This is a genomic window from Streptomyces composti, from assembly GCF_012034205.1.
In the GTDB taxonomy this organism is placed as follows: domain Bacteria; phylum Actinomycetota; class Actinomycetes; order Streptomycetales; family Streptomycetaceae; genus Streptomyces; species Streptomyces composti.
This window is the reverse complement of sequence record NZ_JAATEM010000007.1, coordinates 73,860-85,815: the sequence shown is the minus strand read 5'-3', so window position 1 is coordinate 85,815 and position 11,956 is coordinate 73,860. Positions and strand designations below refer to the sequence as shown.

Annotated in this window: 8 protein-coding genes; 4 read left to right on the top strand and 4 right to left on the bottom strand. The window is 73.0% G+C overall.

Annotated features, from left to right (window positions below; all coding sequences use genetic code 11):
- Positions 1 to 44: 44 nt before the first annotated feature.
- Positions 45 to 2,624 (bottom strand): ABC transporter permease, encoded by a 2,580-nt coding sequence (locus HCJ93_RS07595; RefSeq protein ID WP_167992300.1) that lies wholly within the window; start codon positions 2,622 to 2,624, stop codon positions 45 to 47.
- Entirely contained in the window at positions 2,621 to 3,409 is a 789-nt protein-coding gene (locus HCJ93_RS07590) for an ABC transporter ATP-binding protein (protein ID WP_167992298.1), read from the bottom strand. The genes HCJ93_RS07595 and HCJ93_RS07590 overlap by 4 nt, the downstream gene beginning before the upstream one ends.
- Positions 3,410 to 3,861: 452 nt before the next feature.
- On the opposite strand from HCJ93_RS07590, the gene HCJ93_RS07585 reads away from it, so the two are divergent.
- The 4 genes from HCJ93_RS07585 (at position 3,862) to HCJ93_RS07570 (ending at position 8,179) form a co-directional block, all read left to right on the top strand.
- Positions 3,862 to 5,358 carry an MFS transporter gene (locus tag HCJ93_RS07585; protein ID WP_309141334.1) on the top strand — a complete coding sequence of 499 codons (1,497 nt, stop codon included), beginning with the start codon at positions 3,862 to 3,864 and terminating at the stop codon, positions 5,356 to 5,358.
- A 20-nt stretch (positions 5,359 to 5,378) separates the two neighbouring features.
- Positions 5,379 to 5,915 carry a GNAT family N-acetyltransferase gene (locus tag HCJ93_RS07580; protein ID WP_167992294.1) on the top strand — a complete coding sequence of 179 codons (537 nt, stop codon included), beginning with the start codon at positions 5,379 to 5,381 and terminating at the stop codon, positions 5,913 to 5,915.
- A 153-nt stretch (positions 5,916 to 6,068) separates the two neighbouring features.
- A complete protein-coding gene (locus tag HCJ93_RS07575; RefSeq protein ID WP_167992293.1) occupies positions 6,069 to 6,569 on the top strand; it encodes a DUF485 domain-containing protein in 501 nt (166 codons plus the stop codon).
- Positions 6,566 to 8,179 (top strand): sodium/solute symporter, encoded by a 1,614-nt coding sequence (locus HCJ93_RS07570; RefSeq protein ID WP_167992291.1) that lies wholly within the window; start codon positions 6,566 to 6,568, stop codon positions 8,177 to 8,179. The genes HCJ93_RS07575 and HCJ93_RS07570 overlap by 4 nt, the downstream gene beginning before the upstream one ends.
- 109 nt (positions 8,180 to 8,288) lie before the next feature.
- Here the strand turns inward: HCJ93_RS07570 and HCJ93_RS07565 are convergent, their stop codons facing one another.
- Complete coding sequence (locus HCJ93_RS07565) at positions 8,289 to 9,173, bottom strand: coiled-coil domain-containing protein (protein WP_167992289.1); 885 nt, start codon at positions 9,171 to 9,173, stop codon at positions 8,289 to 8,291.
- A gap of 190 nt (positions 9,174 to 9,363) precedes the next feature.
- Entirely contained in the window at positions 9,364 to 11,952 is a 2,589-nt protein-coding gene (locus tag HCJ93_RS07560) for an SUKH-4 family immunity protein (protein ID WP_167992287.1), read from the bottom strand.
- Between the last annotated feature and the right edge of the window lie 4 nt (positions 11,953 to 11,956).

Here is an 11,956-nt window from a genome sequence, read left to right as displayed (position 1 = left end):
ACCGGGCTCTCCCCCGCAACCCCCGTGTGCGGTGGCCGGCCGGGCTACTCGGTGGCGATGGCGTTGAGGACGTTCATCCGGCCGGCACGGAACGCCGGAACCAGCGCGGCGAACAGTCCCACGAAGGCCGAGCCGATGAACACCCCGATGATCGTCGGCCAGGGGATGTCCAGGACCTTCAGGCCCTCCAGGGCGAGGAGCTGCTGGGCGGAGGCGCCCCAGCCCATGCCCAGGCCCAGGCCCAGCAGGGCGCCGAACAGGGCGATCACCACCGACTCCATGCGGATCATGCGGCGCAGCTGCCGGCGCGAGAGGCCGATGGCCCGCATCAGGCCGATCTCCCGGGTCCGCTCGACGACGGAGAGGGCCAGGGTGTTCACCACGCCCAGGATCGCCACGATGATCGCCAGGGCGAGCAGGCCGTAGATCATGTTCAGCAGCTGCCCGATCTGGTCCTGCAGCGCCTCCTTGTAGTCCGTCTGGTCCCGCACCTTCAGCTGCGGGTAGTCGGACAACGCGGCCTTCAGATCCTTGTACGCGGCCTCCTGCTGCCCGTCCTTCGCCGAGGCGAGGACCATCAGGTCGAGCGGCATCTTGTCGGCCGGGACGTACTTGGCGAGCGTGTCGATCGACGTGTACATCGCGCCCCCGTCGATCACCGTGTCGCTGGTGGTGATCGCCCGGACGGTCAGCTCACCGGTCCGCCCGTCGTCGAAGGCGACGTCGACCGTGGAGCCGAGGCGGATGCCGTGGTCCTCGGCGAACTTCTCGGGAACGGACATCGAGTCCGGCCGGTAGGCGTCGGCGAGGTCGCCCTGGACCGTCTCGACCCGCAGGTCGGTGGCGTAGGTCGGGTCGGCCGCGGAGATGTCCTTGCCCGTGACCCGCTCGCCGTCGGGCGTGCCGAGGGCGACCTCGTGCACCTTGTACTCGGTGACCCGCTCCAGGCTGGACACCGACTTCACGCGCTCCACGGCCTGCGGGGGAATGGGCTGGCCCGTGTCCTGCATGACGATGAAGTCCGTGCCGACCGACTTGTCGAGCTCCTCGGTCGCGGAGGCCACCATGGAGGAACCCACCACCGACAGGCACGCCACCAGGGCGAGGCCGATCATCAGCGCGGAGGCGGTGGCGCCGGTGCGGCGCGGGTTGCGCAGCGCGTTGCGCTCGGCCATCCGGCCGATCGGGCCGAAGATTCGCAGCAGGATCGCCCCGAGGACCCGCACGACGCCGCCCGCCAGCAGCGGTCCGATGAGGACCAAGCCGATCAGGGTCAGCACCACGCCGAGACCGAGCCAGAGCGAGCCCTCGGACGCCTTGTCCGCCTCGCTGGTCAGATAGAGGGCGAAGCCGCCGGCCCCGGTGAGGACCAGACCGATCAGGCCGCGGATCCAGCCGGCCTTGGCGTCCGCCGGGGTGCCGGCGTCGCGCAGCGCGGCCATCGGGGAGATCTTCCCGGCGCGGCGGGCGGGCAGGTAGGCGGCGAGCACGGTGACCAGCACGCCCAGCACCAGGCCGACCACGGGGGTGGTCCAGGCGATGGTGAGGTCCCTGGTGGACAGGTCCATGCCGATCTGGCTCATGATCTTCATCAGCCCGATGGCGAGGCCGACGCCCGCGCCGACACCGAGCACCGAGCCGATCACGCCGAGCAGCAGCGCCTCGATCAGCACCGAGCGGTTGACCTGCTTGCGGGAGGAGCCGATGGCCCGCATCAGGCCGATCTCCCGGGTGCGCTGGGCGACCAGCATGGAGAAGGTGTTGATGATCAGGAAGATGCCGACCAGGAAGGCCACCCCGGCGAAGCCGAGCAGGGCGTACTTCATGACGCTCATGAAGCCCTCGACGTCCTTCTGGTTCTCATCGGCGGTCTCCTTGGCCGTGAGCACCTTGTAGTCGCCGCCGATGGCGGCCAGGACGTTCTGCTTCAGCTGCTCGTCGCTGACGCCGGGCGCTGCGGTGAGATTGACGCTGGTGTAGACGTCGCTCTCACCGACCAGGGTCCGCTGTGCGGTCGGGACGTCCGTGTAGAAGAGCGCGGCACCGGGGTTGGTGATGGTGAAGTCGGTGATGCCGGAGATCTTCGCGGAGTGCGTGCCGACCGCGGTGATCCAGCGGATCTCGTCGCCGAGCTTCAGGCCGTGCTTGTCGGCGGTGTCCGCGTCGACCATCACCTGGCCGGCGCCCTTGGGCGCGGAGCCCTCGGTGATCTCCATGGTGCGGGCGTCGGTGCGGTTCCAGCTGCCGACGATGGTCGGGGCGCCGCTGGTGGGCGAGAGGTTCTTCTTCTCGGCGTCGATGACGGTCACCGAGGTGGAGAACACGGTGCCCTCGGCGTCCTCGACGCCCTCCACCTTGCGCACCTCGGAGAGCACGGAGCCCGGCATCACCGGCGGCTTGCCGGTGTTGGAGGTCGTCTCGCCCGTGTTCGACGAGTCCTTGCTGCTGATCGTGACGTCGGAGGCCGTCGCCGCGAACAGCTTGTCGAAGGTGGTGGACATGGTGTCGGTGAACACCAGCGTCCCGCACACGAACGCCACCGACAGCAGCACCGCGATCGCGGACAGCGCCATGCGTCCCTTGTGCGCGAGGAAGTTGCGCATCGAGGTCTTCAGCACGGTCATGACGTGCGCCCCCGGGCGTCGAAGTCCTTCATGCGGTCCAGGACCTGCTCGGCGGTGGGCTGCAGCATCTCGTCGACGATGCGGCCGTCGGCGAGATACAGCACCCGGTCCGCGTAGGAGGCGGCGACCGGGTCGTGGGTGACCATCACGATGGTCTGGCCCAGCTCGTCCACCGAGCGGCGCAGGAAGCCGAGCACCTCGGCACCGGCCCGCGAGTCGAGGTTGCCGGTCGGCTCGTCACCGAAGATGATCTCCGGCCGGGCGGCCAGGGCCCGGGCCACGGCGACGCGCTGCTGCTGACCACCGGAGAGCTGGGTCGGCCGGTGCTTGAGCCGGCCGGCGAGGCCCACGGTCTCCACGACCCGCTCCAGCCACGCCTTGTCGGGCTTGCGCCCGGCGATGTCCATGGGCAGCGTGATGTTCTCCAGCGCGTTCAGCGTCGGCAGCAGGTTGAACGCCTGGAAGATGAAGCCGATGCGGTCCCGGCGCAGCTGGGTGAGCTTCTTGTCCTTCAGGCCGGTGATCTCGGTGTCGTCCAGATAGATCTTCCCGGACGTCACCGTGTCGAGCCCGGCCAGGCAGTGCATCAGCGTGGACTTGCCGGACCCCGAGGGGCCCATGATCGCGGTGAACTGGCCGCGTGCGATGTCCACGTCCACGTGGTCCAGGGCGACGACACGGGTCTCGCCCGACCCGTAGGCCTTGACGACCTGCCGCGCCCGCGCGGCAACGGCCGTTCGACTTCCAGTACCCCCGTGCCTGGGAATGGTCACAGCCGATGTCACGGTATATCTCCTATGTCGGTCAGCATGTGGAAAGCGGTGCACCCGTACGCAAGCGGTGCGGTGGTGCTCGAAACGTTGTGACGTGCTTCAGTCTTGCCCCGGAGAGGGGTTCGGCGCGCTGGTGCTCAGCGCAGTCTTGTACTGAGGAAAACCCCACCCCCCGTGCTGGGCTCAGCCGCCCCCCAACGCCGTAAAGCCAGGTTAAGGACGGTCCTGGCCCGTCTCGTCCTCCGCCGGTACGAACCCTCCCCGAGCCGTAGTACGGACGTACCCCTAAGGGCCCTCCCCCCGCGGGATGAGCCCGTCTCGGGGCCGGGTCCGTCCGCGGGTGCAGTCAGCCTCCACCCTCCCGCCGCGTGAGGGTCAAGCGGGATCAGTGGGATGCTGAGCGGCGGCGGACAGGTGCAAGGGGCATGCAACTGTGCACGCAACTACGAGGAAAGGGACCCCGGGTGGGTGAGACCGGACGGACAGCGGCCCAGGACACCGCCGGGCGGGCCGCACCGAAGCGGCGCGGCGCGGTGGTCGCCGCCCTGATGCTGACGATGGCGCTGGCCGCGCTGGACTCCACCATCGTCGCCACCGCCGTCCCGCAGATCGTCGGCGACCTCGGCGGCTTCTCCGTCTTCTCCTGGCTGTTCTCCGGCTATCTGCTCGCGGTGACCGTGACGCTGCCCGTCTACGGCAAGCTCTCCGACACCTTCGGGCGCAAACCCGTCCTGGTAACGGGCGCCGCGGTGTTCCTGCTGGGCTCGCTGCTGTGCGCGCTGGCGTGGAACATGGCCGCACTGATCGCCTTCCGCGTCGTGCAGGGCCTGGGCGGCGGCGCACTGCAGGGCACGGTGCAGACCCTCGCCGCCGACCTGTACCCGCTGGAGCAGCGCCCGAGAATCCAGGCACGGCTGTCCACGGTGTGGGCGGTGTCCGCGGTGGCCGGGCCGGGTCTCGGCGGGGTCCTGGCCACCTACGCCGACTGGCGCTGGATCTTCCTGGTCAACCTGCCCGTCGGCGCGGTGGCGCTGTGGCTGATCGTGCGTCACCTGCACGAGCCGCGGCGACGGTTCACGGACCGGTCCCGTGTGGACTGGGCGGGCGCGCTGACCGTGTTCGCCTGTGGCGGCGCGCTGCTCACCGCGCTGGTGCAGGGCGGCGTCGCCTGGGACTGGCTGTCCGCGCCCTCACTGACCCTGCTGGGCGCGGGACTTGCGCTGCTGGTGCTGTTCTTCGCGGTGGAGCGCAGGGCCGAGCAGCCCATCATCCCCGGCTGGGTGTGGCGCCGGCGCACCATCGCCGCGGTCAACCTCGCCCTCGGCGCACTGGGCGTGCTGATGGTCGCCCCCACCGTCTTCCTGCCCACCTACGCCCAGTCGGTGCTCGGACTCGCCCCGGTGGCCGCCGGTTTCGTGCTGTCGGTGTGGACGCTGACCTGGCCCGTCTCGGCGGCGCTCAGCCAGCACGTCTACCGCAGGATCGGCTTCCGCAGCACCGCGATGCTCGGCATCGGCGCGGCGGCGCTGATCCTCGCCGCGTTCCCCCTGCTGCCCTACCCGGGCCGTGCCTGGCAGCCGACCCTGCTGATGATGCTGCTGGGAGCGGCGCTCGGCCTGTTCCAGCTGCCGCTGATCGTCGGGGTGCAGTCGACGGTGCGCTGGGAGGAGCGCGGCACGACCACGGCGTCGGTGCTGTTCTGCCGGCAGACGGGACAGACGGCCGGGGCGGCCCTGTTCGGCGCCGTCGCCAACGGCGTGCTCGCCGCGCGGCTGGGCGACGCGAGCGACCTGGACACGGTGACCAGGGCCCTGGACACCGGCACCGCCGCCGAGGCGACCCGGCGGGCCATCGCCGACGCCGTGCACGCCGTCTATCTGGGCGCGGCTGCCGCCGCGGCACTGGCGTTCGTGGTGCTGCTGGTGCTGGCGCCGCGGAAATTCCCGGTGCTGAAGGACTGACGCCTGCGTACGCTGCCGCCATGGTGACCCTGGAACGGCTGCGCGCGGACCACGCCGGCGCCCTGCTGGACTTCGAGCGCGCCAACCGCGCCCACTTCGCGCGCTCCGTGCCGGACCGCGGGGACGCCTTCTTCACCCCCGCGGGATTCGCCGAGCGGCTGGCGTCGCTGCTCGACGAGCAGCACGGGGGGATCTGCCACTTCCATGTGATCCTCGACGCGGAGGGGCGCCTGGTCGGCCGGATCAACCTGATGGACGTGGCGGACGGCCGCGCCGAACTCGGCTACCGGGTCGCCGAGCGGGCATCCGGCCGGGGCGTGGCCACGGCGGCGGTCGCCGGGATCTGCCGGTCGGCGGCGACGGAGTACGGGCTCACCGCCCTCACGGCGGTCACCACCCTGGACAACCCGGCCTCCCGGAAGGTCCTCACCCGCAACGGCTTCACCCGCACCGGCGACGCCCTCGTCGGCGGCCGCCCCGGCACCGCCTACCTGCGGCACCTCGACCCCCTTCCTCCACACACCTCTCACACGTCCACCGCACATCACCGCCGGTAACTCCCCAGGTCAGCGCGGCGTCCGCATACCGACCGACCAGTTCGGCCAAAACGCAGCGCGCCGCGGAGCCGCCGAGTAGCGTGCGTGGCCCGCCCACCCCCCAACCTCCCTGCGGTCCGCCGCACCGGACCCGAGCCGCGCAAGGAGCACGGGATGACGTACGACCCGTACCAGCCACCGCCCCCACGCCCCGACGCCCCGCCCCCCTACCGCCCCGACGCCGCTTTCCGCCACGGCCCCGGCGCCCACCACCCCGACGCCTCTCCCCCCTACGCCGCCTACCCCTGGCAGCCGCCGCTCCCGCCCCAGGCCCCGCCCTCCGGACGCGCCACCGTTCCCCCCGCGCCCCTCGGCCACCACAGCGACCTGCGGATCCTGCGCAGCGCCTACCGCTGGCAGCGCCGCGTGGCCACCCTCACCGCCCTCGGCTACTTCACCCTGTTCCTGATCCTCTCCGCCTACGCCCCCTCCTTCATGACCGGCACCGTCACCGACGGCCTGCCCCGCGGACTGCTGCTCGCCCTCGGCCAGGTCCCGGTCACCTGGCTGGCGATCGCCCTGTACGAGGGCACCGCACGGCGCCGCGTCGACCCGCTGGCCGCCCTCATCCGCAAGCAGGCGGAACTCGACGCCAAGCGGGGAGCCGCCCGATGAACCCGGAATTCAGCGGAAACGCCCAGGCCATGGCGCTCGTCGGGTTCACCGCCGTCGCCACCGTCACCCTTCTGCTGTGCGTGATGACCGGCCCCGACCGCGACGACCTCGACGAGTTCTACACCGGCTACGGCTCGCTGTCCCCCATGCGCAACGGCCTGGCCATCGCCGGTGACTACATCTCCGCCGCCACCGTCCTCGGCACCGGCGGCATCATCGCCCTGTTCGGCTACGACGGCGTCGTCCTCGCCCTGAGCACCGCCCTGTCGCTGATGCTGCTGATGTTCCTGCTGGCCGAACCCCTGCGCAACGCGGGCCGGTTCACCATGGGCGACGCGCTCGCCCGGCGGATGCCCGGACGCAGCGTCAGGATCGCCGCCTGTGCGGTCACCCTCGCCGCGCTGCTGCCGCTGATGCTGGTGCAGCTCGCCGGAGTGGGCCAGCTGATGGGCTTCATCCTCGGCTTCTCCGGCGAGTCGATGCAGACCGGCTGCATCATCGGCGTCGGCGCCCTGATGATCAGCTACGCGGCGATCGGCGGCATGAAGGGCACCGCCCTCATCCAGATCCTGAAGATAGTGATGCTGCTCGGCTCCGGGGGCGTCGTCGCCGTCCTCATCCTGCACCGCTTCGACTGGGACCCCGGCGCCCTGTTCAACGCGGCCGCCGCCAACAGCGGGACCGGCCCGGCGTTCCTCGCCTCCGGACTGCAGTTCACCGGCGCCGCTGCGCCCGAACTCGACATGATCAGCGGGGAGCTGACGGTCGTCCTCGGCGGCGGCGTCCTGCCCCACATCACCATGCGCATGTACACCGCCACCAGCGCCCGGCAGGTGCGCCGCTCCATGTCCTGGGCGGTGTCGATGGTGGCGCTGTTCGTCGTGGTCATCACCGTGATCGGCTTCGGCGCCACCGCCCTGATCGGCCGGGCCGCCATCGCCGAGGCCGACCCGCGCGGCAACACCGCCTACCTGCTCGGCTCCCAGGCCGCGTTCGGGCCGGAAGTGACCACGGCCGAGACCTTCCTGTTCACCACCGTCACCACGGCGATCTTCCTCACCGTGCTCGCCTCCGTCGCCGGCATGATCCTCGCCTGCGCCAACTCCCTCGCCCACGACGTCTTCGCCGCCCGCGTGCAGGAGATGTCACCGCGCCGCGAGATGACACTGGCCCGCCTGTCCGCGTTCGCCGTGGGTGTCCCCACCATCGCGCTGGCCACCCTGGTGCAGCACTACAGCCTGCATCCGCTGGTCACCCTGTCCTTCTGCATCGGCGCCTCGGCCATCGCCCCGGCCCTGGTCTACGGGCTGTTCTGGCGCCGCTACACCCGCACAGGACTGCTCAGCACCCTCATCGGCGGCACCCTCGCCGTGCTGCTGCTGATGCCGGGCACCACCCTGGTCTCCGGCACCCCCGTCTCCGCCTTCCCCGACGCCGACTTCACCTACTACCCGTTCACCACCACGGGCCTGCTGTCCATCCCGATCGGCTTCGCCTGCGGCTGGATCGGCACCCTGGTCAGCGGCCGGAGGAAGGCCGAGGAGCAGCGGCGGCAGTACGAGGCGGTGGAGGCCTGGATCCTCGCCGGGGCGACCCGCAGGAGGAACTGACCGGAAGGACGGGCGCGTCGGAGAGGGCCGCCGGCCCGAGGACTGCCGGCCCGAGGACCGCCAGGTCGAGGAACGTGTCCGGCCGCTGACGGGCGCGGGGACGGTGCCCTCATTCCACCGCCCGGCCCGTCAGCGCCGTCAGGCTCGAGCACACATGGTCCATATGGGCCTGCACCTCGTCCCGCGTCCGCGCGTGCTCGCGCAGCAGCTGCTCGGTGCGGGCCTCGATCGCCTCCTGTTCGGCCCGCGCCGCCGCAAGGATCTCCTCCGCCCGCTCCCGCGCCTGCCCCTCCAGCAGCCGGACCGCCTCCTCGGCCTCGGCGAACACCTGCTTCGCCTCCGACAGGTCGCGCTCCGCGGCGGCCACATCGCGGGCGTGCCGTGCCTCCAGCTCCGCCATGCGCCCGGCCTCCTCGTCCTCCACCTCGGTCAGCCGCGCCGCCTGCTCCTCGGCCATCTCCGCGAGCATCTCGGACACCCGCTGCCGCATCTGCCGCTGCGCCTGCAGCGCCTCACCGCGCCGCTCCGTCACCTCACGGCGGGCCGCGGCCCGGATCTCCTCCGCCTCCGCCCCCGCCGCCAGCAGCCGCTGCCGGGCCCGCTCGTCCGCCTCGGCGCGCATCGCGTCGGCCCACGCCTGCGCGGACTCCCGTACGCCCTCCGCCTCGGTGCCCGCCTCCTGCGCGATCCGCCGCGCCTCCTGACGCGCCCCCTCCCGCACGGCCGCCGCCTCCTGCTGCACCAGCTCGAACAGCCGCCGGGCACTCTCCCCGAGCGACTCGTACGTCTGCTCGGGCAGCTTCGCCACCCGCTCCCGCAGCAGCCGCAGCTCCTCCTCCATCTCCCGGGCCAGCACCGTGAGCCGGGCCGCCCGCTCCCAGGCGGCGTCACGGTCCCTGGACAGCGCCTCGACGTACGCGATCACCTGAAGGGGGCGGTAGCCGCGCCCTCGCACGGTCACGAAGTCCTGCGTCGCCCCCGGTGCGCTGCTCATCCCTCGACCTCTCCTCCGGATGGATGCGACATGATGATTTCGCGCACATCTTGAGGTATGGCACATTGGTGTACATAACGCGACACTCCGGGCATCCAGCCCGTTCGGTGCGCGTCGGTGAACAGAAAGAGTGGGGCCGGCCCCGGTCACTCGACCGGGGCCGGCCCCACACCGTCCTGCCCTCAGCGCATCACAGCAGGCCGTCCCACATCTGCTCCAGCAGCACCGACCACCAGCTCTCCGGCGACCCCAGCGCCGCCGGGTCCAGCGCGGCCAGCTGCGCCTGGAAGTCCACCGTCCAGCGGCCCGCCTGCTCCTGGTTCAGCCCGAACCGCAGCCGCCACATCCGCCCGAGCAGCGCCAGGCAGCGCGCGAACTCCGGCAGACCGGTGTTGACGAACTGCGGCGGCACCGGAGCACCGCCGGGACCCGCCTCCACCGGCACCGCGACGATGTTCGCCGTGCCGTACTGCACACAGATCGCCTTGCCGAAGTCGCTGCCCATCACCAGATAGGAGCCCGCGTCCGGGGCCGGCTGCACGCCCCGCTCGGCCGCCAGCTCGGCCAGCGTCGGCACCGGACGGCCCGGCTGCGCCTGCGCCCAGAAGAACGGGCCCATGTCGATCGGCAGCCCGGCCACCACCAGCGTGTGCGCCACGACCGGCGGCACGCCCTGCCGGGACACCGCCGCCTGCTCGAAGCGGAACACGCCGGGACCGAAGGCCGTGGCCAGCTCCTGAGCGATGCCCTCCGGCGGGAGCGGCGGCGCCGGCTGCACCTGAGGCACCGGCACCCGCACCGGTCCCGGCCGCGCCGGGCCGTCCGCCACCTGGTGCAGCTCGCCCTGGTGCGCGAGCAGCTGCTGCATGCCCTGCTGCCGGCTCGCGTGGTCCCGGCCGTAGGGCGCGATCGAGGTGATCCGCGCCTGCGGCCACTGCTCGCGGATCATCCGCGCGCAGTAGGCGCCCGGCAGCTCGCACGACTCCAGCTCGGTGTGCAGCTCCAGCACCTGGTCCGGCGGCACGTTCATGGCGCGCAGCTCGTGGAAGATCTGCCACTCCGGGTGCGGCGTGCCCGGCGCGGAACGCCGGATCAGCTGCTGCTCGGAGCCGTCCTGGGCGCGGTAGCGCAGCACCGCCTGATAACCGGGGCCGACGGTCGGCTGCCCGGCCGGCTGCTGCGGATACCCGTAGGCCGGCGGCTGACCCGGCACCGGGACCCCGGGCGGCGGCGTCCCCGGAACACCGGGCGCCGGAGGCGGCGGAGGCGTACCGGGAGCACCGGGCACCCCCGGGGGCGGCGGGGGCGCGCCCGGACCGCCCACGGGCGGGGCGGCCAGCACGGTCTCCGCGTGATGCACGGGGCCGCGCCCGCCGCCGGTCGAACCGGGGGCGCCGGGCGGGCCCGGAGGCTGCGGCGCGCCGGGGGCTCCGGGCGGGCCGGGCGGCTTCGGCGCACCCGGGGCACCGGGCGGGCCCGGCGGCTGGGGGGCGCCCGGCGCGCCCGGGTCGGCGAGCATCGTCGCGGCGTGGTGGACACCGCCGGGCGGCGTGCCCGGCGTCCCCGGAGGGCCGGGCGGAGGCGGCGTCTGGCCGCCCGCCGGGGGCGGGGTCTGGCCGCCACCGGCAGGCGGCGGAGTCTGCCCCCCACCGGGAGGCGGCGGGGTCTGACCGGCACCGGTGTCCTCCAGCGACGACACCAGCTGGGTCGGAACGTACGGCGTGTCCGAGCCCGAGGCCGGGGGCGTACCGCCAGCCGGACGCGCCCCCGGCGTGCCCGGCGCACCCGGCGGCGGCGGAGTCGACGGAACGCCGCCGCGCTGCGGGGGCGGAGTCGTCCTGCTCGTTTCGGCATCGGCGCCGTCACCCGGGGGCGGAACCTGCGCACCCGGCGGCGTGCTCGAGGCTCCGGGCGGCGGGGTGCCCTGCGCGACCGGCTCCTCCACCGCGGGGGCCAGCGCGGTCTTCGGGAGCTGGCTGCCGCCCGACATCAGCGCCGTCGGCGCGTCCGCCGGGACCGACGGCGGCGGGGTGTCGTCGCCCGACTCGCTCAGCTGCGGCGCGAACACGGTCTCCGGCAGCGGCACGGAACGGTCCTCGCCGGCCTCGGCGCTGGTGTCCGTACCGGCCCACGGCGTCGCCCCGGCGTCCGCCGGACCGCCCCGCGTCGCGTCACCGGCACCGGCCGCCGGGGGCCAGGCGGCCCCGCTGCCGGGGTCGGCGGCACCACCGGAGGCACCCGAGGGCTGGGCCCCGGCGTCCGGGGCCGGACCGGCACCCGTGTCCGCCGCCGGAGCGGGAGCCTGCGGCTCGGGCGCACCGGACGACCCGCCGGACCCGGACGCCGCGGCGCCGGACCCCGGCGTGGTGCTGCCCGGATCCGACGGCTCCCGCCGGTCCGGGATGCCCATACGGTCCGCCGCCTCCTGCAGCCACTCCGGAGGGCTCAGCAGGAACGACGTCTGGTTCAGGTCCACCCGGGCGGGCGCCGGCCCGGGCTCCGGCTCAGGCGCCGTCTCGGGACGGCCGTACTCCTCCTCGTAGCGCCGGATCACCTCGCCCACCGGCAGCGCGGGCCACAGCGTGGCCTCACCGCTGTCCCGGGCGATCACCAGCCGCTGCGCACCCCCGTCCGAGCGCGGGCCGTCCGCACGGTCCTCCGCCCACACCACGAACCCGAGGTCGAACTCCCGCACCCGCACCTCACGGTGCTGGTACGAGGGCACGTCACCGTTGATCCACTCCTCCGCGCGCTCCTGCGCCTGCGCGAACGTCACCATCGCC